Source organism: Bradyrhizobium sp., assembly GCF_035935975.1.
GTDB lineage: Bacteria > Pseudomonadota > Alphaproteobacteria > Rhizobiales > Xanthobacteraceae > Bradyrhizobium.
In genome coordinates this window covers 129,688-151,750 of sequence record NZ_DASYWN010000055.1, presented here as the reverse complement: position 1 = coordinate 151,750, position 22,063 = coordinate 129,688, and the positions used below count along the sequence as shown (strand labels likewise).

Sequence of the window (22,063 nt, the reverse complement as noted above, 5' to 3'; positions counted from 1 at the left end):
GTCATCGCCGAGGCGACCGCGAGGAGCGCGCGCGTGGGCTTGCCAGCGTCAGGGTCTCACGAACGGCTCGGCATCGGCCGGGCCAGATGCTCTTGCTTCCATCTCGGCGGTTTTGTCCGCTGCTTCTTCTTCCAGGATCTCGTCCCGAAAGAACGCTTTGAGGTCGTCACGACTTATACCGTCTTTCCCGAACTGCATAATAGCTCTTTCTATTGTGCCTCGCTTCCAAGCTTCTTCACGCGCCCAGGCTAGTTCTTCTCGTATCATGCCTATTCTTTCGAGAGCGGTCCGCCGAAGGCGTTCTTCGCAACCAATCTCGGATTCGCAACTGGCCAAGGCTTCTCCAAACTGTGCTCTGCACTCGCTCAGAATGGATTTAAGCAACTCTTCACTGTTCAACGCCAGGTCTTGCTCCAGGCCGCGCATCGCGGTCTTATTCGTACAGCCTGCCCACTTGTGCTCAATGTGCCGCGTGCGATCTGCTATATGGAGCCTTCCGATAATTGCGGGGACACCGAAGATCAAGATAGCGAGGAGGATAACTCTTGAAAGGATGCTCATCGGTAATGCGTCTGCCAAGAGTCCGAAGCTGATCTTTCCGGTAATGGTATCAGTTCCTATTCAAGCCCGGCTTGCCCACCTCTATCGTCGCGAGTTTTTCAAGGTCGGACAAAAGGGTATTTGCCAGCCATTGGGCCTCGTGAGAACACAATGGCGCCGACGCGCTCAACCGATGATTCAGAAGCCGACCCAGGACGACCACACGGGTCACCTGCGCACCCAAAAGCGCGACATCACTTTGCGGCTTCGTACAGATGCGCGAAGACAAAGTTTCAAACTGTCCGAGCACGCTATCGTCGGTCGCATATAGACGATCCATGAAAGCGGCCATGTCCGCCGCAGCGACTTCTGGTTCTCCTACACCTCGAGGCGGGCCACGGCGCGAAAAGACACGCTCAAACAAGCTCATAACGGAGATAGATGCTCCATAAATCGCGGCCGGACTCACAACTTTGGAAGCTTTCTGCACCTCTACGAAGAGCCGTTGCTGTTCTTCAAAAAGCGATCGCAACGGAGAAGGCATCGCCTCCAACTCTTTGGATCGTTGTCCGTCGATACTGCGGTAATTTGCTTCGTGAGTTTCAGTCTTCTTCAGTGCATTGGAAGTAGCGGCCGGGAGAGGACCCTGAGCCTCGGTCTTTGCCTCTTTCCAATCGGGGCTCTTATGCGCTGTAGATCGCGCGGCGAGGTCGATCGCCAGCGACATCGCATTCATAACGCGTCGCCAGAGTGGCGCTACGAACTTTTCTTTGTCGGCAACGAGACCGGCTACGCCGAAATACACTCCCGCTAATACTGCTCCTTGGTAAAAACGCTCGCTACCTTCGTTTCGATAGGAGGTTGCCTGGAAAAAGCACTCCTCTGAAGCCGCGTAGATGTCAGCTGGCTTAACGCGTTCAACGAGCAGTTCGGGGTGATGATTGAGCTGGAGGCCGTACGCGGCAGCGATCGGGGAGAAATTGAGCATTGCCTGAAGAGCTGCTGCCTCACTCATGTGAGTGACGTCTGTCTCGTGCGTGAGGAGATAGCGCTCCCAAGTGTCAAAGAGCTGCTTGTAGCGCCTGTAGCGATCGTTCTGCTTGCGGAAGAGGCGAAGCATTAAAAGTGTCCAATGCGCTCGGAGTGTCTTTTGGTCTGATGTCGCGATCGATACCGTGCTCGGACATGGTCGCTATCGTACATACTATAGTTGATAAACTCAAAGTATGTAATGCATTTTCTTACTGCGCATGGATATGCGCAGGCTGGTCGGTCAAAACGTGAAAAGGGTCCGGCTCGGGAAGGGGCTGACACAAGAGCAATTCAGTGAGATCTCAGGGTTCAGCCAGCAGTATCTGAGCGGGCTGGAGACCGGACAGCGCAATCCCACGATCGTGACGATATATGAACTGGCCCAGGCCCTGGGTGTCAGCTATTTGGAGCTACTTCAGCCGCCATTGTCCCGAGGCAAGAAGCGTTCACAATAGATGTGGGCTGCCCGAACGTGCATAAGGGCACATCGGATTCGTCTTTCGGGCGGGCCTCCTTAGCCGGCGAGCTCGGCGGAACGGGGCTCCTCCACACCGAGAGACCCAGGCGATTGCAATGGTTCATTATTTTAACTGGGACTGGGAAGACCACGTACATTGCTACGGTGATAAGCTACAGATTGCATCCGCTAACAGCGGCAGTCTCCGGCGACGGAGAAGCCCGTCGGCGACAAACTTCTGGTCAAAACCGCAGCCCCGATCGCCCAGTGCAGACGATTGCATGGGTGGTTAAGCGGGTGGCCCTTGGGGAAACGGGCCGCTGCATCGAGCCTTCTCGAAGGCGGCATAAAGACGGGGGGGCGACCTGCCGGCCAGCAGCGACGACCGGTTGACCGTTGCCCGGCGGCTCCGTGCCATGGGCTGGCCGTTCGGTCAGGCATCCCGGCTCCTGAAGCTGACGCCCAGTCCGATACCACCCGTTGACAATCCGACGCGAAGCGGGAGTGTCGAAGACACTTCCGATGTCCATAAGCAATGGGAATGGTTAGGCTTTCGGCCAACTAAAGAATTAGCCGATTGAACTTGCGAGGCCGTTCAACCCATGCGACGATTCTGCGGCTTTCGTAGGCACGACTCGGTTTAGAGTTTCGCCGCGGGAACATCAATGGGGGCGGTGCCGGCCTTCGACAACATCTCCCGTCACCCGCTTCGGCTGACTGATAGGGAAGACATGACGCTTCCCCCGCAGCTTTTCTGCGGAGGAGTTCGAAGAGCGGCGGCCGGCCGTAGGCTGGGGCAGGGTATGGAAACGTCAGAGACACCGCGCGCGCCTATCGGGCGTGTTGCTGCGTCGGGATCGACGATGGCCGCCTTTGGCGGGAGGGCCATCTGAAGTGCCGAGCTATCTCGAATTTTTCGCGGGCGGCGGGATGGTGCGCGCTGGCCTCGGCGGCCGGTGGAAGTGCCATTTCGCGAACGATTTCGATCCGCTGAAGGTCCAGGTGTACGCGGAAAACTGGGGCGAAGAGGAAATCCTTGAGGACGACATCCACAAGGTGGATGCGGAGGATCTTGGGAAGCGTGCCGACCTTGCCTGGGCCTCTTTCCCTTGCCAGGATCTGTCCACCGCCGGCAACGGGCTCGGGATCGGCCAGTCGAGCGGATCCAACCGAACGCGATCCGGGACGTTCTGGGCGTTCATCGACCTGATGAAGGATCTGAAGGCGAACGGCCGCCTGCCGCGGATCATCGCGCTGGAGAACGTCGTCGGCCTTCTGACCATCAACGGCGGCGAGGAATTCAAGGCAGTCGTCGCGGCGCTCGACCGGCTGGGCATGCGCGCCGGCGCGGTCGTGGTCGACGCGCGCCATTTCGTTCCGCAGTCGCGGCAGCGCGTCTTCATCGTGGCCGTTTCGAAGTCGGCCAAGATCGCGACCGAGCTTATTCGCGAAGAGCCGCATGCTACCTGGCATCCAGATCCGCTGGTGAAGGCCGTCGAAAAGCTGTCGCCACAGTGCCGCGAGCAGTGGATGTGGTTCAATCTCGGCACCGCTCCGGAACTGAAGAAGACGCTGAACAAAATCGTTAAGGATAAGCCGGTAGGCGTCGATTGGCACACGCCCGCCGAGACCAAGCGTCTGATCGGCATGATGTCTGCCATTCACAAGCAGAAGCTCTCTGAAGCCAAGAAATCTGGCAAACGTATCGTAGGCACGCTGTCCCTCCGCATGCGGCCATCGAACGGAAAGACGGTGCAGCGGACCGAGATCTGCTTCCGTGGCCTCGCCGGGTGTCTTCGGACCCCGAAAGGGGGAGGGTCGAGGCCGCGCATCATCGTCGTGAACGGCTCGGACGTTCGGACGCGGCTTCTTTCGCCGGCCGAGGCTGCCTCGCTCATGGGGCTGAAGGCCAGCTACAGGCTCCCGGAGGTGTACGAATTCGCCTTCAGAGTGATCGGCGACGGCGTCGCGGTGCCCGTCGTCTCGTTTCTGCGCGGAAAGCTTCTGACGCCGCTGCTGCGTTCGATCAAGAAATCACGCGGGACCGATACGTCGAAGCCCAAGCGCTCCGCAGGCGGGTCCGCCGAGAGGAGCCGGCGCGGCCAGCTCGAACTCAGGATGTGAGATGCGCGCTGAATTGCCGACCAGCCTGGCCGAGTGGGAAGAAGCGCTGACGCGGCGTTTCCTGACGGCGGCGGGCGAGGGCGTCGGTCCGATCAGGTCCTTCGACATCAGTCCCGAAACGCTCGCGATGGCGGGAGGATCGGACGCCTTCGCGGGAGCTCAAGCGGTTTCGTCGTTCAAAAAAGCGCTGCTGACGAACAAGTGGACGCTCTACTCCGCCCTGGAAGATGGAAGCTTCAATAGAAAGCTTGCTCCCGATTGCCCCGGCTGCTTCGCTTACCTCGCCCTGACGATTTTCGTCGACAGCCAGCGGGACGGCGATGGCGCCTCCGACCAGTTCAGGCCGAAGCTCGCCTCGTTCCTCGGCGTAGACAGATCCTTCTCGAAGCTCACCGGCATCGCGACCATGTGGAGGTCGTTGCGGGACTGGCTCTTGCGCCAGGTGAAAGCAGGCAAGCCGTTCCGCAGGCTCGTCTTGCCCGATGACGACGGCTGGAACCAGATCGGCCACACCGTGCGGCTGTCGTTTCCGTCTCGGCGTGACCGCACTTTCCTCGGACATTTTTTCGACCAGCATGCGGGAATTGCGGCCGACGAAAAAGCGCTTCTCGCGACGCTGCGCAACCTTGTCGACCGGTCGAACGCGTCGAAAGGCCTGCACGATGCCTTCGACGAATTCTATGCCGCTTATCAGAGCGAGCAGCGCACGCTCGCCGAACACCGGTTCTGGAAGTTCGTGCTGTCGGTCGCCGACGCGCGAAACGTCGAGATGTCGTCGGATGTCGCGCTCGAGGTTTATCCCGACGAAGACGGGCTCCTTCACTTCAAGATCGACGTCGCCAATAAATCGGACCGCGCGAGCGTGCACTCCACACTGCAGTCTGCCGTCGCGGCAGTCGGCAGGCTCGGCCCCTCGAACCTGCGAAAGGTGACGGAGGCGGGATACATCGTCTTCAAGCGCGTCGGCACGTCCCGTTGGTCCGCAGTGCCTCGATTTTCCGATTGTCGCGGCGAGGTCAAGGTCGGGCTGAGCAACCGACTGAGGTCAGCGGTCGGCACGAAGCTCGGAAGGCTTCGGCTCAGCGGCGATTGGAGTCTGACGAACGATCCGGTCTCGATTGCGCGGGCCGAGGATGCGTTGCGCCGGCTGCTCGCGAAGGGAGAACTCCAGCTGGCCATCTCCGGCGTGACGTTGACGGGTGGCGTCCGGACGGACCACCATTGGCTCGGGCGACGGTCGGTTCTTCCCAGGATCGAGACCGATCTCGGATTGCCGACGATCGTCGCCGAGGGGGACAATCACGCCTCGGCTCTTGGCTGCAAGGAGATCGAGCCGAACCTGTACGCGATCAGGTCGCGAGGTCCAGTGGCCGGCGTATTCGAACTCAGGAGCTCCGCGAGCACCGGGGCGAGGCTTCATTTCGTCGCCGATGCGTTCGTCCACGACGGCCAGAGGCCGGCCAACCTCGTCGACGCGCCGGAGTGGAACGATACCGTTAGGATGCTTTCGCGGACGGCCGAGCCTCCGCAGGGCTGGGATACCGTCCCGGAGGCGCTGGACGACCTTCTTGAAGCGATCTACGCAGGCGGGCGCCGGGGCTGGAGTGAGGCCGATCTGATCCCGTTGCTGGAGAGGGTTCTTCCCGGGGAGATCAGCCCTTGGGACTTCCTACGCAGCCTGCAGGATGCGACCGTGCTGACGCCACTTCTGAGAGCGCGTCACCGCGGACGTACGTGGATATTGGGCCACGTCGCGCTGGTGCCGCTGCGGTCCCGCGCTCAGGATCTCATTTTGGTCGACGGGTCCGTTCCCGCGCTTCAGCGCCGCGACTTCGAGCAAGCGGTAAAGGCGCTTGGCGGGCGCACGTTCAGGCGAATGGCGTTGCCGTGGAGCATTCCTTTGACGGGCGCCACGGGCGTGGCGATTGAGAAGCTGCAGGAACGGCTCGGATGGTTGACAAAATCGCCTACGATGCCGGGACGCCGCGCTGCGGCATTCGACGATGACAAGCAGCGCCGACTGGAAGCCTACCGGAGGGAATACGTCTGGTCGTGGGACGCGGGACGCTTCACGTTCGACGGTTCCCCGTCGCGCGTTTGCCTCACCCGTTGGGTCCATCTGGGTGAGCGCGATCACGACGTCTACGTCGTTTCCGGGGCCGGCCCGGAGCGGATGTTCGTGTCGCGATGCGGCGCGATCGCCGAGGCGCACATGCAGGCGGGCAGGGCGATGTATCGCTTTGAGGCCGATCGTCTGGTTCGGATAGGCCGTGACGGCTACCTGCCCGATCGCATCGCGCATTGGCTTCGATATGAGAACTTGGCCAACCCGCAACTGCTGCCGTCCGGCGGTTACGGGTATCAGGCGAGTCGAGATCAGGCGACGACCGTCGCGAGGCTGCTGCCTCGCGCGATAGACGCTGGCGTGACGCTTCCCGCTTCCTGGGACGCCGTCGCGTCCGCGCGGCGCAGCGGGTTCGCCGAACGATTGATCTTCACGGGCGGGCGCATTGTTTCAGGCAGGGCGCCTCTCGACCCGACGCAGTGGAGCAACGCATGAGTGCGATCAATACATTCGTAGTCGGTCAATGCACGCGCGTGAAGGACTCCGTTTTCATGAAGGCGCGCGCGCAGTCCGTCGACGGCGTGATGCGGGACCTGACCCATACATCGCAAACTGAGTTCCCGCCGGAGGGCGAGATCGAGCTTCGCGGCGCGCGCGCTTTTCTGAAGCAGGACGATTGGGCGATCGCGAAGCCCGTTCTGGACGGGCCGCCTCGGCGCCAGCGCTGGGTTTCGCCGACTGCCAAGAAACTGCTTCCTTTCGAGGATCTCAGCGGCCTGTCCGGATCAGAAGCGGCGCGCAGGCTTCTGGTCGAAACCGGGCTGCAGGACACCTACGTCGGCGAGAAGGTTTATCGCATCGGCCTCGACGAAATGATCGTTGTCAAAATGGCTAAATCCGAGGACGGCAGGAGCCGGGCGACGACAGCCGACATGGCGCGGCTGCCCGTATTCAGCTTCGACGCCACGAAGGTCCTCGCCATCCCCACGCCGGGCGGCTCGATCTCGCTGATGGAAAAGAACCATCAGTCCCCCGAGATTAAGCTCGCGAACTGGACGAGCGATGCGAAATACGTCGAGCAGATTGTTCGGGCGGCGCTGGCGGGCGAAGATGACGAACAGAAGGCAAGAGCGGCGATGGCCGCGACGCTTCTCGCGCACGCAGGCAGGCTTGAGGGCCTGCTTTCCGGCGCAGGCGAGCCGGATCTGAACATAGCCCAAGAAATTTCAAGGTCACGGCGCCTCGGCGAGATCGTGACGTCGCGACCGGCGCTGGTTACGGACTTCATGCAGGCGCTGCGGCGCGACCCGGCCATTGCTGCGCGCATCGAGCAGGAGATCGCGCGGCTGGCGGCAGACGCTGTCGAAGCGAAGCGTGCTGCGCTCACCGCAGAATTGACGACATCCATGGAGGCGGAGTTCGCCACGGTGAGGCGTGCACGCAGTGAGAAGCTCAAGGCGGAGCTGGACGACCTCGAAACATCGAGCCTGCAGGATCTTCAGGCGAAGTTGGACGCCGAGAAGAATGCGGCTCTATCGGCGATCGAGGTCAGGAAGTCGGGTCTCGAGAAGGCCGTCGAAGAACTGCAGAAGTCGCGTGACGCGCTGCAAGAAAGCAATCGCGCCAAGGCCGGCGAAATCGAGGCGCTTGACGCCGACATCACGCGGCTTTCGTTGGAGGCCGTCGACCGGAAAGCCGACGTCGATCGCCTGCTTCGCATGGAGCAGGTGCTGCAAGACGCCGGCGACCGCACCAAGACTTCCCAGGCAAGCCCGCTGATGCCGCTCGCGAACCCGTCGCCTTCTGCGCGCCCGCTGCCAATCGGCGAGATCTCCGATTGGCTAAAGGCCTCCCAATTGCTCACCGAGGCGGGCCGACGGGGCGTGGCGCGGGTGGCCACCATTGTCCTGAGCGGCGGCGTGCCGATCATCGAAGGTCCTGAGGCGGACGACGTGCTCGACGTTCTGTCGTCGATGCTGGCCGGCGGCGCCATCACCACGCTCGACTGCGACCCCACGATCATCAGCTACGACGATCTTTGGCGCCGCCCCGGGCACGGCGAGCCGACGGCGCTTGGGCTGGCTTTGGCCGACGTGCAGGACAGATCCATCGTCCGGCTTTGCGCGATCCGCCGCGCCGACCTCGCACCCTCGCAGTTCTGGATCGATACGTTGGCGCGCGCAGGCAAGCAACGGGCCCTGCCGAGAGAGTTCCTGCTTTGCGTCACGCGCGGCGGCGAAGGGGACGGCGAGGCGACGAGCTCTCCATCGTCGTTCCGCGCTGAGGGCTGGATCGAACGCACAGCGGGCGTCGCAGCTTTGGCGTCGATCGGCAGCGACACTTTGCAGCGCGTCGTCGAAGTATCCAGCGTCGGATCGGACCCCGCTGCGGCCTTGGCATTGATCGGCTCCGCCCGGCTGCCGATCACCGACGCCCGCTGGCTGGCCACGTTCGCTCCGACGGCGAAAGCGGTTCTGAAGGGCGAGGCGGGAGGGTTCTCGAAGGAAGTCCTTGATTCTATCTCTGGAGACGCGAAGCCGAACCTAAAGCTGATCGACAACGGAGGACCGTCGCGTGCTTGACCCGATCGGCGGCTTCGAGCGCATCAAGGACTTCTTCATTTCGTACGTCGAGACGGCGTTCCGCATCTCGAACGAGGAAACGGCGGACGGTCGCCGCGAACTCTTGGAGTCCGACGGCGCTCTCGCGACCGCCCCGTTCCTCGAGCCCGTGCTGCGATACCAGCAGTACAAGGACCCGCTGGAGAAGCTCGTTTCCGACGCGCGGTTAAGCCACTTGTCGGAAGACGGCCGGAACGCCTTTGTCGAGCTGGCGCTTTCCGGACTGTTCGACGGCGAGCCGGCCCAAGGATCGGTCAGGCGGAAGTCGACCTACAACCCCTACACCCATCAAGTCGAGATGCTGTTTCGCGGCGCGCGCCGAGGAAAGCCCGGCATCGTCACGTCGGGCACCGGCTCCGGCAAGACCGAAAGCTTCATGCTGCCAGTGCTCGCGGCGCTTGCGAACGAGGCCGTGAATTGGCCCGCTCCGCGCCCTGGATTCCTGAAGGAAAACTGGTGGGCTGGGGGCGACCCGTTCGTCCATATGCGCCGCCATGAAGATCCGGGCCGCCCGAAAGCTTTGCGAGCAATCATCCTCTATCCGATGAACGCGCTCGTTGACGACCAAATGGTCCGGCTGCGCAGGACGCTGGACTCCGAGGAGGCTCGCACTGTCATGGACGAGCGCTTCGCCGGCAACCGGATATTCTTCGGGCAGTACACGAGCTCGACGCCCGTCACGGGGTACGAAGTCCATCCCCGCCGATCAAGGGACAAGGATGAGAGGTCCCGGCGAACCCGCCGCGGCAACGTCCTTCGCGAGGAGATGCGGAGAGTCGAAAGCGACCAGGACGCGGCGCGCCAGCACGACGCAGCGGCGCGCCAGGCAGCGGCCGCCGCCGGCGAGAAGGCCGAGCCGACGAGGTTCATCTTCCCGTCGGTCGACGGCGGCGAAATGGTCAGTCGTTGGGACATGCACCGCGCGCCGCCGGACATCCTCGTCACCAACGCATCGATGCTCGGGACCATGCTGTCGCGCGAGGTGGAGGACAAGGTCTTCGAATCCACGCGGGATTGGCTGACGAGTGATCCGGAATCCTATCTGTTCCTCATCATCGACGAACTGCATCTTGTGCGCGGCTCGGCCGGCACCGAGGTGTCTTTCCTGATCAAGTCGCTCCTGCAGCGCTTGGGGCTCGACAAGCCCGAGGTAATCCACAAGCTGCGGATACTAGCTTCGAGCGCGTCGCTTCCGCTCGATGGCGAAAACGAGGAGCACAGCCTGCGGTATCTGCGCGATCTGTTCGCGCCCTATGGGACGAGCGAAGGACCGAACGATCCCGGTACCAAGAAGCTGGATTTCTGGCGCGATTGCGTCGTGCCGGGGACGCCGCATCTCGATCGGGTCGCACTGAGCAAACTCTCGACCGAACCGTTCATCGACCTCGTCGCGGCGTCAGATCCGAAGGGCGAAGGGCTCGTCCGCGACGTGCCGAAATCGAAGCCCGTCGAGCTCGCGCTCAGGAAGATAGCCGCCGCCTTCGGACTAAATCCGCAGGACGCCGCCTTCGTTCAAAACCTTTCGCGTCGAGCGGCCGAGGTGCTGACGACCGCCTGCCTCGACGGCGAGAACGTGAGGGCCACCTCCACCGATAGGCTCGCCAAGGTCATCTTCGGTAGCGCCGACGCTACCCGAGCGCTGAGGGGCTTGATGCTCGCCCGCGCGCTTCCGGAAAGCGCGGGCCACAAAGCACCCACGCCGCAGGGGTTACCTTCGTTCCGCTTCCACGGCTTCATCCGCAACATCGAGGGTCTTTTTGGTTCAGTCGACATCGGCAATGACGGCATCAAAATCGGCGATCTGACCATCGAGCGCGGCACCTCCCATGGAAGACGCACGGGCGATTCCGCACGCGGACGGCGGCTCTTCGAACTCCTATACTGCGAAGCCTGCGGGGAGATCCTGCTCGGCGGGCAGCGCGGATCCGGTGCCGGCACTACCAACGTGACCGAGCTTCTGCCGTCGGCAGCGGACCTCGAGGCGATTCCGGAAAAAGCGGGGTCGGAGTACTACGACAAGATGACTTGGCAGCAGTTCGCCGTCTTCTGGCCCAGGTCGGCCACGCCCCGCACGTCTGAGCGCAACTATGATCGATGGACGAAGGCCTCGCTTGATCCGACCACCGGCGCCGTCACCGAGCGCGACGAGGTGCCCGCAGGTCACATCGGCGGCCATCTATACTTCCAGACGGACGACGCGATACAGAACCAAAGGGGGCAGCAAGTCCGCCTAAGAATGGCGCAGCCGTTCTGCTGCCCAAAGTGCGGGACCGACTATTCTTTCCGACCGCGGACGGGCCGCGCCAGCTCACCTGTCCGCGCGTTCCGCACCGGCGTCGGCAAGGCTTCGCAGATGGTGGCGACCGAGCTCTTCGAATTACTGCACGCCATCGGTGCGCAGGCCAAGAGCATCGTCTTTTCGGACAGCCGGCAGGACGCCGCGAACCAATCGCTGGAGATCGAGCGGCTGCATCTGAGGGATCTGCGCCGCGAAATCCTCGTCACCGCTGCGAGGGAATGCCTCGCGGATGCGCAGGCAAGGCACCTAAGCCAGGAAGAACGCGCGCGAATACTGGCGGGCTTGGGGGGCGACATGAACGCCGTAATGGCGCAGGTCACCGCCTGGAACAAGATGGACGACGAATTGAAGGGAATCGACCTCGGATCGAAGAAGATCCGCCTCGACTATCTTCTTCAGTACGGCAGCAGCGGCCGCGCGTTGTCCCGGATCACCTCCGAGTTCGTCGGCCTGGGCATCCATCCATTCGACGAAGTAGGTAGAGCCAAGTTCGACGACAAACCCTGGTGGGATGCATTCGTGCGAACGCAGGGCGTGAGCCAATTCTCTCCCCAGCTTCCGGCTGACCGGCAGTTGGACCTCGAGCGGCGGATCATGACCAACCAGTACGAACTGGTCGAGGACGTGATCTTCGCCAACACGTTCTTCGCGCTGGAGGAGACGGGCCTGGCCTATCCCTCGCTCTCAGCCGAGGCGAGCGACGAGACCCGCAAGCTGGACGCATGGCTGCGCGTGTTCGCAAGCGCGTCGAGAGTGAGAGAGGGCAAGTACTTCGACCGCAATAACTTCCTGACGTGGGATCGGTCCCAGGCGGTGCCGAGGAACAACCGGGTGCGAAGGTTCGCCGACAAGGTGTTCGGCGCGAGCGTGGACAACGGTTTGAAGGGGGTTCTCGATGCACTCGCTGCGATCGGCCACAGCGGGGGCGTAGTCGAGGTGGGCAAGCTGCACTTGCGCGTCGCCGAGGCGGGCGATCACTATTGGCGGTGCGAGTCCTGCGAGCGCGTCCATCTGCACCGCGGCGAGCAAATCTGCACCCGCTGCTACAATCCGCTGCCCGACAACCCGACCGGCGTTGTCGAGGAGCTTTGGAGCCGGAATTTCCTCGGGCGGCGCATTGTTCGCGGGCACGATCAGGGCATTAAGCGCTTCCGCCTGAAATGCGAGGAATTGAGCGGGCAGACCGAGGACTTTTCTGACCGGCTTCGTCGCTTCAAGGACATCTTCGTCGGCCAGACGAACGAGGTCGGCCGCCTGGCCGAAGAGATCGACATGCTCTCCGTGACGACCACCATGGAGGTCGGCATCGACATCGGCTCGCTGCAGACGGTGTATCAAGCCAACATGCCGCCTCAGCGGTTCAACTATCAACAGCGCGTCGGACGGGCCGGGCGCCGCGGCCAGGCATTCTCGTTCGTCGCGACCTTCTGCAGAGGTCGCAGCCATGACGCGTTCTATTTCCGCCATCCAGAGGCGATCACCGGCGACGCGCCGCCGCCGCCGTTCCTCGCCGTAGACCACGATCCGATCCCGCACAGACTTCTCCGGAAGGTATGGCTGCGCTCCGCCTTCGCCGTTGTGCGCGACGAATGCATAGGGCGCGGGGACATCTATCCTGGCGACGACCTCATGCCGCCGGATGTGCACGGGGAATACGTGCCGACCGGCGAGTTCTACGACACGGGATCGCCGTGGCCCGACCGGTTGCTTGCGGCGCTGAAGAAGACACAAAACGTGCGAGACGCTTTCGTCGCCTCGGCCGTTCTGGACGAGCAGCAACAAGCGCGTCTGCTCGCGGCGTCCGCTCCCGAAATGCTGCTTGGGGAGATCATGGGAAGGCGGGACGCCGCGCCCCGCGACAACGCCGGGCTGGCCCAGTTCCTTGCCGAGCAAGGCCTCCTGCCGATGTACGGAATGCCTACGCGCGTGCGCAACATGTACCTCGGCATGGATCGGAAAGGACGCGGCTCGGATGAGGAGTTGTCTTGGCTTTCCATGGACCGCGACCTCGAGATGGCCATCTTCGAATTCGCGCCAGGCAGCCTACTCGTCAAGGACAAGGAGAAGCACAAGGCGGTCGGTTTCACTGGAAGGCTCCTGGATCCCGAGCGGCGCGGTAAGAACATCCTGGTGCAGCCGCCGATGTCTAATTGGATCAGTGAATACGGCTTCATCGGGTGGTGCGTCGCCTGCGGCGCGGCCAAGCATGAGCGCGAACGGCCGGGCGGCGGCGTTCGATGCGACGACTGCCGTGCGGACATGCAGGCTGCGGAATTCCGGCACTACATCTCGCCCGCGGCGTTCAGAACCGACTTCCGTCCCGAGGATGGTGACCTGGACGAGGTCGGTGTGATGTCGACCCGTACTGTCGCGACGGTGGCGCGAGAGGGCAAGGCGGAAGACGTCGGAAGCATTCGGATCCATGCGGGTGCCGGAACCACGATCATGCAGCTAAATGATGGCCGCCCGGACGATCTGGGCGAGCAGCAGCTGTTCGAAGTCGAAATGATGACCGACCAGGACGTCGCGACGTTCCCTCGGGGCGTCCATTTGGCCGATCAGGCCATCGACACCGAAGTGTCCATTAAGGACAAGGCGAAACGGTTTCAGCGCACGGGCGACGGCATTGGCAAGTTCGGCCTGTTCGCCCGGAAGGCGACGGACGCCGTCTTCGTCGAAGCCATTCGGTTCAACGAGCGGCTGAACATCGACCTGGTGGCCAAGAGCGGCGAACGCACACACATCGCGGCACGTGCCGCCGCAATCAGCGCAACCCATCTGTTGGTGCAAAAGGCGGCGCTCGAGCTTGACGTCGCGCCCGACGAGTTCGAGGCGCTCGAACCGCGCCTGCGGTATGACCGGCCCGTGCTGCAGATCGCCGACACGCTTATCAACGGCTCCGGACTGTGCCGCCGGCTATGCCAGCCGGGCACCGACGGACGTCCCGACATCGCCCACCTCATCGAGGAGATTCTAACGGCGCACGACAAGTGGCCGCTTCTCGACTTCGTGGACGAGGAGCACGAAAGCAAATGCTCGACATCCTGCTACATGTGCATCCAGCAGTACCAGAACAGGCGTTACCACCCGCTGCTGGATTGGCGGCTCGGGCTTGCATACTTGAGGTCGATGACCGACCCATCGTTCCAGTGCGGCCTGGACGGCGACTTCGATTCCTTCCCGGAGTTGAAGGGGTGGCTCGGAAAAGCGTACGCCCTCGCCGAGGAGGTGGCTTCGATGCGGCCGAGGTTCTGGCGGACGGACCGGGTGGGGTCGATGGGACTGCCGTGCCTTGTCGAGACGGACGGGCAGCAGCGAGTGAGCCGGAGGCTAGTGGTCATTCATCCGCTATGGCGGGCCGATCCGACGCTCCTACGCGACCTAGGCGCATCGACGCCGGGCACGCGCGCGATACCGATCGACACCTTTGATCTCGAGAGGCGACCACTTCGCGCGCTCGAGGTAGCGGGGGATAGAGCCCCGGCACCGGTCTTCAGGGCGACCGGCGCCGACTAGCGCGGGCAGGCGTAACGAACAGTCGCCGCAATATACTATCCAACTTGGCGGGGTCCTTAGCCTGGCACTCCCAAATTACGGCACATCGCCATCCGGACTTTCTCAGAAGCCTTAGGGTCGCCTTGTCCCGTAGCGCATTGCGCTGAAGCTTCTTCGCCCAATAATCGGCATTCGTCTTCGGCAGCCGGGCCCCCCGACAATGATGCCGATGCCAGAAGCATCCGTGGACGAAGATGGCTGTTTTCCACCGTCGGAAAACGAGGTCGGGTTTACCGGTAAGATCGGCGCCATGAAGCCGAAACCGCAGTCCTAATCTGTGCGCTGCACGCCTTACGTTGAGTTCGGGCGTGGTGTTCTTCGACCCGACTTGCGCCATGGTCCACGAACGATGGGAAGAATAGCTCTCCCTCGGCCGGCTCTGGGCCGGAGCCCCCGCGTGCGACTTGCCAGTCGTTAGCCGTTTTTCGCGTGTTCGCCCTGGTCTAAGACGGACTCTCATGGCCCTCGGTATAACGATCGGTGAAGGCGTTTTCGAGACCGGTAGCGACCCGGTCGGAACCAGATGCTGCTCACCCAGAAGGTGGACAGGCTACACATAGTCGCCGAGAGCAGGGGTGGCGATAGAGCCCTTCACGGGCGGCGCGACCTCGTCCGCTGCATGTTAATCTGGGTGCCCAACTGCCGTATTCGTGCTTGCAGCATTTGAGTTGACAACTCAAGGATCCCGGACTTTTCGCTCACGGAGGCGCAACATGTCGGTGCGCGACGAGCCGTCGGGCAGAAGCTGATGTAAGCCGACGGATCACCGCTCCTCCAAACGGGAAAGACCAAACCATTGCGTACTCTGCAATTTTCGGCAGGCAGCTCGAGGTTCGCGTGAGTAGCTACGGTGACAAACTACAGATTGGGCCGCCGCTGCGAGCGGGCGCGAAGGGCAGGGCACTTCGCGATCCGTCAATTCGCAATAATTGGCTGAAAGCTCTCGTTCGATTATCGTGAGCTTGTCGGCTCTCGGCGTGGAGCGGACATTCGAGAGATGGTGGACATCTCCGGCAGGCCAATTCCAGCCGCAAGCAGCTGCACAAAACCCGATGGAGCGTCGATCGCCGGCCCAATAAGCCCGGTGAACTCAGGCCCACTAGCCATGAGCAATTTTCAGACCGTAACCTCCGACGGGCTGGTCGAAATGAGCGCGGGCAAAATGGGCAACCTAACGCTATGTAAAAACGTCGAATTTGGCACGTGGCAACCCTTCCGCTCTGCACGGGAAAACGACTTCCAATATGGGTTTATGCGCTCCGACTACAGATCCTGAAGGCATGATTGAGTACTCCGGCGTCGGCGAGATATGCTATGGTTGCTCGGTCCCGCGTAGATCACGCGCATAAGTAAAGCCTTGAATGATTTCGGATAAGCTGCATCGCAGCGCCGCTCATTCTCGACTGCGGCGGTGCTAAACCAAACAACAAATACAAAAGCGGGGAGTGAAGAAGCGACGGGAAGCCTATGAGCAACGACGTTCATACGTGGCTACGAACGCTTGGCCTTGAGCAATATTCCGGCGCCTTCGTCGCCAACGACATCGATATGAGTGTGCTGCCGCACCTCACCGAAGCGGATCTTCGCGAGTTAGGAGTGTCTCTTGGACACCGCAAAATCCTGATAGCTGCGGCATCGGGCACCTTCGGGACAACTTGGCCGCCAATAAGCACAATTCCTACGAGCCCAAAGCTTCCACCTGAACAGCATCTCGCTTGCTCGGAGCGACCACCGGAGCGGCGCCTCCTGAGCGTCCTATTCTGCGATTTGGCAGGGTCCACCGAATTATCACGGCGGCTCGATCCCGAAGATCTCCGGGAGGTACTTCGTGGTTACCAAGATCGGGTCGCCAAGACTGTCATCCGTTACGGAGGCTACGTCGCCCGCTATATGGGCGACGGCATCATGGCGTATTTCGGATGGCCACGCGCCTATGAGGATCATGGCGAGCGTGCAGTTCGAGCCGGGCTCGAGGCTTTGGTCGCCGTGCAAATGCTTGAAACCAAAGACGCCGAGCTTAAGGCGCGTGTGGGCATCGCCACAGGACAAGTTGTTGTAGGGGACCTTTTTGCCGGCTTTGTTCGAGAGGAGGGCGCGGTGGCGGGCGAGCCACCGAATCTTGCAGCGAGACTCCAGGCGATCGCTCAACCGAATCAACTCGTTATCGCGGAGTCGACCAGACGATTGATCGGCAACGCCTTCATTACAGAGGATCTCGGTGAGATATCCCTCAAAGGATTCGGCACGGGCACGAGGGCGCACCTCGTCACGTCGGAGCGTGAGGTCGAGAGCCGCTTCCACGCCGCCCATGCGGGAGAGCTGTCACCGTTCGTCGGTCGCGTAAGCGAACTCGCGCTCCTCTTCAAAAGCTGGGATCTCGCGCGTGAGGCGAAAGGACAGGCAGTCCTGCTGTCGGGAGACGCCGGCATCGGCAAGTCGCGGCTCGTCCAGGTCTTCACTGAAACACTCGGTTCAACGCCTCACGAGGTCATCCGTCTTCAGTGCTCACCATACCATAGCAACAGTGCTCTATTCCCAATTGTTCAGAACCTGTCGCGAGTGGCGGCCTTTCGGCCTGAAGATCACAACGAGCATCGTCTCGACAAGCTCGAGCGCATGCTTGCCGGCCTTGGCATCGATAGCGGTGCCGTGGGCGTCGTCTATGCCGAGCTCCTTTCACTTGACTACCATGATCGCTATGGCGAGCTTGAACTCGCGCCGCAGCAAAGGAAGAGTCTCATCTTGCAGACCCTGGTGGAGCACTTCGTGCACCGGGCCGGGCGCGTCACTCTGCTGCTCGTTGTTGAGGATGCCCACTGGATCGACCCGACCACGACCGAGTTACTCGACGCGCTATTAGCGCCGATCAGTCGAGCACCTGTCATGTTGCTCGTCACGCATCGGCCAGGCTGGAAATTTGAATGGCCTCGCGCCTACGGTCACGTGCTGTCCCTTTCTATCGGGGCCCTGATGCAGCCCCTCGTTGCCGACATGGTACGAAATATCGTCGGATTTAGTTCCAGCGCTCAACTGGTCAAGGAAATCGTTGATCGAGCCGACGGAATCCCGCTGTTCATCGAGGAGATGGCCCGCTTTCTTGCCGAACGAGAGGCCAACGAGTGTGGGATCAAAATGGCGTTGCCAGCAACACTTCAGGGTTCACTCTTAGCGCGGCTTGATCGATGCGAGCCGACTGCAAGGGAGACCGCGCAAACTGCCTCCGTTATCGGCCGTGAATTCAGCCTTGATCTGCTCAGTCGTGTTTGCCGGGTTTCATCCGCGGAGCTTGATGCCGCCATCGCCGAACTCATGACCGCGCACCTCCTTCTGAGGTCAGGTTCATCCGAAGATGCGTTCGTCTTCAGGCATGCCCTAATTCAGGATGCGGCGTACCAATCTCTGCTTGTGAGTAAGAGACAACAATATCACGCTGCGATCGCGCGCGCTCTGACCGAGTGCCGAGAAATAGCGGAGACGCAGCCCGAGCTGATTGCGCAACACTTTTCCGAAGCCAATTTAGCAGAGTTGGCCCTTCCGTTCTGGCGACTTGCGGGCGAGCGGGCGATCACGCGCTCGGCGAATTACGAAGCCATCGATCATTACGAGAAAGTCTTGGCAATTGCCCAGAATCTACCGGACTTGCAAGGTCGCGAAGAGACTATCCTGGAGACAAAGATTGCGTTGGGCTGGGCGCAGATAGCCGCCGGCGACCTGCAACAGGCGTCTGCCACGTTCGGTGAATCCGCCCGCGTAGCAAGAGCTATTGACAAGCCCGACGCGCTCGCCAGTTCCGCAATTGGATTTGCGCAAGCCCATTTCTATTCTCATGATCCGCGTGATTCTTCGATCAACCTTTTGCTCGAAGCACTGCCCGCGATCGAAGATAAAGACACTCGGCAGCATTGCCAAATATTGAGCGCACTCGGCAGAGCGTTCTACATGAACGGTGATCTTGGGCGTGCAGATGCATCCAATTCCAAAGCTATCGAAATTGCACGTCGTATCGGTGACGATCGTACGCTCTGCGAGGCTCTGTTCAATCCGCTTCTGGTCCCCGCTGCCCTTTCCGGCAAGCAGTCCAAAAACTTGCTAAAGCGCGTGGGCGAATTGCTGGGCATCGCAGAGCGGCTTAACGACGCAGATTTCCGTACCCGAGCTCTTGCAACTCGCATTTATTATTCTGCCGAATTCGGCGACCGCGAGGGAATGATAGGAGCTCTGGACACGTTCTGCTCGCTGACCAATGGTCAGCAAATGACGCATCAGCAGTGGGTCGGACAACACGGACATGCGATGCTGGCGCTATTGAATGGCGACTTTGCAGCCGCGGAAAGGTTTGCTGAAAATGCCTATGAGCTCGGTCGCCGGAGATATGGTGAGAGCGTCGAGGGCGTCTATGGAATGCAAATGTTCACGATCCGGCGCGAGCAGGGCCGTCTTTCGGAAGTCGCCCCGATCGTCAGACATTTCATAGACAAAGGCAACCTCAACGCCTGGAAGCCCGGATTTGCGGTCATAGCAGCTGAACTCGGATTCAAGCCGCAGGCACAAAAGCTGCTGGATGAGTTGAGGGACACCGGCTTCGCGCTTCCAATGGATGCGGTGCGCAGCACTACCCTGTCTTATCTGGCGGATGTATGTGCAGCACTCGGTGATGCGGTCAGCGCACATACTCTCTATGATCTGCTTGAACCTTATCGCCACATGACAGTTACGGCGGGGGTCGTGACTGTATGCTACGGGTCAGCCGGCCGCTTTCTCGGAGAGTTGGCCGAAGTTCTAACTGACTGGGATAGAGCTGAACAGCACTTCGACGAGGCGATCCGAATGGATCGCGGCATGCAGGCATACCCTTGGCTCGCACACACACAGCACCGGTTCGCGCGCATGCTGCGCCGTCGTAGCCGGCGTGGCGACCTCGAGCGAGCCGAAGTCCTGTTGAATGAATCTTGGACGACGGCATGCCGCCTGAAGATGACAGCCTTGATGGATAGGATTCGGGAGCAACGGCACTGAGGTCACATCAGACAAAGGAGATGCATATGCCACGTTTCATGATCGAGCGAAATTTCGCCGAAAAACTCGAGATGACAAAGGAAGGAGCAGATGCAGTTAACCGCATCAACGATGAGGAAGGCGTAAAGTGGCTGTTGACCTTTCTTAGCGCCGACAAGCGCAAGACTTACTGTCTTTATGAAGCTGAGAGTGCGGAGGCAATCAGAAAGGCGGCACGCCGCAATGATATTCCGGCCGACGTGATCATCCAAGTGGATGAGATAACGCCAGCAATGTTTGTGTAAAGCGGATGCGAGACCAAAGTAAAGGGCCCGGACCGTCAGATGTGGCTAGTCGGCCGTTCTCCCTGAGCGCATATACCGGCGAGAGCGGATGGTTCAGGGCTCAAATATGCCGCTTCGGTCATAAGGCGACGTGGCCAATGTCGCCGGCCTTCTGGTGCAAAGCAGACTCAGCGCCGGTAATCGCCAATTATCGACACTCAGAGGATATCCACTCCTCCGTACTGGGTTGATTTCGCGTTCCTTTTGGGTGCGCAGCGTCATAGCCACGGTTCAAAGCTACGAGCTAGGGCGTGTATTCATAAAGGTCAGACAGCAAACGCAAAGCAGAAGTCTGCCATCTTGAGCGTGATCGGCTGCTTGTGGACCCATAGCGGACCTCGGCAAGCATGCTATCTTCCGATCTGTTAGCCTGCGCGATGTCACCAGTCCTAGCCTCGCCAACGAGCTTTAACGACGAAGGTACTTGCTATTCCTGCCGCTCGGAAGCGGAGGCTCCAGAATAACCTGTTTAAGGTCTTCGCCCGCGACCACCACAACAGAAAAACTCAACCGTCCACCCTCGTTGAGTAAGCCGGCACTAATAGCCTTACCAGAAGAACCTCCTTCCGCGATTTTCACGGCTTCGATCATTTCCTGCCGAATGACGCGGAAAGCCATAAGATTAGCTTGGCTCTCTCGATCGAGGTCTTTCGTTGATGTGCGGGTTGCGTTTTCTAGCGCCTCACCTGAATTTGCGTCCACAGGAAGCTCCCAGAGTGTGTCACCTTGGACGGACTTGATCAAATAGACCGGCGCGCTCTTATCTTCCTGATTGAACGAGATGTCGACGACGCGCGATTTCGGAAGATGGCTTTGAGCTATCGATAGGGCCTGTCGAAGTGAAATCCGCGCGGAACGGAAATTCCGGATTTCCCGCTCGACTTGCTTTTGGAGTTCATCTTTGTCGATAACAGTGGCAGACCGCTCGGCTTGTGCATCGACTAAACCGGTTGATCGTGCCGGAGATATCCAGAGTCCAAAAGCGATCAAGGCAAGAAGGACTGATAGCTGATGCTGCGCCATCGGCACAGCTGAAGCTAGCTTTGTCATTAACTGCCCTTATTCACGCAGCGAGCCTTAGCCCTGCGTCTCACTGTTTTCTTTGAAAGACGGTCCTGCAATCCGGGCTAAGTTTTCCGACGTTGCGCTGAAGGCACGCGGTGATCGCGCCGCGGTCGGGGATGTATTCGGAGCAAAGCCGAAAGACGTCCTGCTTGCAGGCATTGCGCTGTGCCGGCGTGCCATCCTGTGCTTCCGCAACAGAGGAGAATGCGGCTATCCCTCCCACCACCAACATCGCGGCGGCGAAGTACCTGTTTGAATGAGTTCTCGTACTGCGCACCGGACAACCTTCCTTGTGAAAGTGATGCCCGGCTTTTGAAAGATTGCGACATCCGAGGCCAGCAAATACCCGCTAAGGGTCCCAAATTCTGAAAAACAGGCGGGCTTCCGCAGCCGCCCAAGCTCGATTTGCAAGATTTTGCTGGAATTTATTCGCCGCGTTCTAGCGCATGATTGAAGATAATGTGGGAGTCGCCCACCTTTTGGCAGGGTTCAATGAACGGCAACTTGCGAGAACTTCGCGAAGAATTGCGCCAGCATTTTTCCTGTATTGCTGCGACATTTGATCGCGCGAATACCCTAATTTTCGAAGTGGAGGAGCTGGATGGCCAGACGTTGCGTGAGCAGCTTCGCAAGGTTGACGAGGAGGCGGAGCAAGGACGTGCTCGGGCACTGACCGCTCAGGCGAGCTTTGATCGATGGATGAACCAGGAGCGATTAGTGACGATCGAGCAGATTGCCGGATGGAAACAGCAGAGGCAAACGGGCCATCTGCACGCTCGGGCTGACCGCTGGTCGCGTTGTGCTATCGCCGCCGTGGAGATCGCCGTACTGGCTATGGATCAGGCGGAGCGGACCATTTTGTATGCACTGCTCGCCAGGGAGGAGGCGATGGCGGCCCAAATAACGCGGCTAAGGCCAGATCATTCCTAATACTGCCGATACTGTATGAGGCAAGGCAGGGTTTCC

At 60.7% G+C, this 22,063-nt stretch carries 12 protein-coding genes; 8 read left to right on the top strand and 4 right to left on the bottom strand.

Features of this window, described 5'->3' with window-relative positions; all coding sequences use genetic code 11:
• Positions 1 to 48: 48 nt before the first annotated feature.
• Positions 49 to 426: a hypothetical protein gene (locus VGR99_RS34295; protein ID WP_326904377.1), complete on the bottom strand. Its 378-nt coding sequence runs from the start codon at positions 424 to 426 to the stop codon at positions 49 to 51.
• 184 nt (positions 427 to 610) lie between these two features.
• The gene (locus tag VGR99_RS34290) at positions 611 to 1,660 is read right to left on the bottom strand and encodes a hypothetical protein (RefSeq protein ID WP_326904376.1); all 1,050 of its coding nucleotides are present in this window, start codon (positions 1,658 to 1,660) and stop codon (positions 611 to 613) included.
• A gap of 130 nt (positions 1,661 to 1,790) precedes the next feature.
• Here VGR99_RS34290 and VGR99_RS34285 point away from each other — a divergent pair, with 130 nt between their 5' ends.
• The 5 genes from VGR99_RS34285 to VGR99_RS34265 all read left to right on the top strand — a co-directional run bounded on the left by VGR99_RS34285 (position 1,791) and on the right by VGR99_RS34265 (position 14,654).
• The gene (locus tag VGR99_RS34285; protein ID WP_326904375.1) at positions 1,791 to 2,027 is read left to right on the top strand and encodes a helix-turn-helix transcriptional regulator; all 237 of its coding nucleotides are present in this window, start codon (positions 1,791 to 1,793) and stop codon (positions 2,025 to 2,027) included.
• 896 nt (positions 2,028 to 2,923) lie between these two features.
• The gene (locus tag VGR99_RS34280) at positions 2,924 to 4,153 is read left to right on the top strand and encodes a DNA cytosine methyltransferase (protein ID WP_326904374.1); all 1,230 of its coding nucleotides are present in this window, start codon (positions 2,924 to 2,926) and stop codon (positions 4,151 to 4,153) included.
• Between the two features lies 1 nt (position 4,154).
• The gene (locus VGR99_RS34275; protein WP_326904373.1) at positions 4,155 to 6,713 is read left to right on the top strand and encodes a hypothetical protein; all 2,559 of its coding nucleotides are present in this window, start codon (positions 4,155 to 4,157) and stop codon (positions 6,711 to 6,713) included.
• The gene (locus tag VGR99_RS34270) at positions 6,710 to 8,800 is read left to right on the top strand and encodes a hypothetical protein (RefSeq protein ID WP_326904372.1); all 2,091 of its coding nucleotides are present in this window, start codon (positions 6,710 to 6,712) and stop codon (positions 8,798 to 8,800) included. Before VGR99_RS34275 ends, VGR99_RS34270 begins: the two co-directional genes overlap by 4 nt.
• On the top strand, positions 8,793 to 14,654 hold the full coding sequence (locus tag VGR99_RS34265; RefSeq protein WP_326904371.1) for a DEAD/DEAH box helicase: 5,862 nt from the start codon (positions 8,793 to 8,795) through the stop codon (positions 14,652 to 14,654). Before VGR99_RS34270 ends, VGR99_RS34265 begins: the two co-directional genes overlap by 8 nt.
• Here VGR99_RS34265 and VGR99_RS34260 read toward each other — a convergent pair.
• A complete protein-coding gene (locus tag VGR99_RS34260; RefSeq protein WP_326904370.1) occupies positions 14,632 to 15,153 on the bottom strand; it encodes a very short patch repair endonuclease in 522 nt (173 codons plus the stop codon). The two genes, VGR99_RS34265 and VGR99_RS34260, sit on opposite strands and share 23 nt — an antisense overlap.
• 1,007 nt (positions 15,154 to 16,160) lie before the next feature.
• Here VGR99_RS34260 and VGR99_RS34255 point away from each other — a divergent pair.
• On the top strand, positions 16,161 to 19,709 hold the full coding sequence (locus tag VGR99_RS34255) for an adenylate/guanylate cyclase domain-containing protein (RefSeq protein ID WP_326904369.1): 3,549 nt from the start codon (positions 16,161 to 16,163) through the stop codon (positions 19,707 to 19,709).
• Between the two features lie 26 nt (positions 19,710 to 19,735).
• On the top strand, positions 19,736 to 19,993 hold the full coding sequence (locus VGR99_RS34250) for a DUF4242 domain-containing protein (protein ID WP_326904368.1): 258 nt from the start codon (positions 19,736 to 19,738) through the stop codon (positions 19,991 to 19,993).
• Between the two features lie 447 nt (positions 19,994 to 20,440).
• Here the strand turns inward: VGR99_RS34250 and VGR99_RS34245 are convergent, their stop codons facing one another.
• The gene (locus VGR99_RS34245; protein WP_326904367.1) at positions 20,441 to 21,082 is read right to left on the bottom strand and encodes a PepSY domain-containing protein; all 642 of its coding nucleotides are present in this window, start codon (positions 21,080 to 21,082) and stop codon (positions 20,441 to 20,443) included.
• Between the two features lie 507 nt (positions 21,083 to 21,589).
• Here VGR99_RS34245 and VGR99_RS34240 point away from each other — a divergent pair.
• Positions 21,590 to 22,027, top strand: coding sequence for a hypothetical protein (locus VGR99_RS34240; protein WP_326904366.1), 438 nt, complete (start codon positions 21,590 to 21,592; stop codon positions 22,025 to 22,027).
• Positions 22,028 to 22,063 lie beyond the last annotated feature (36 nt).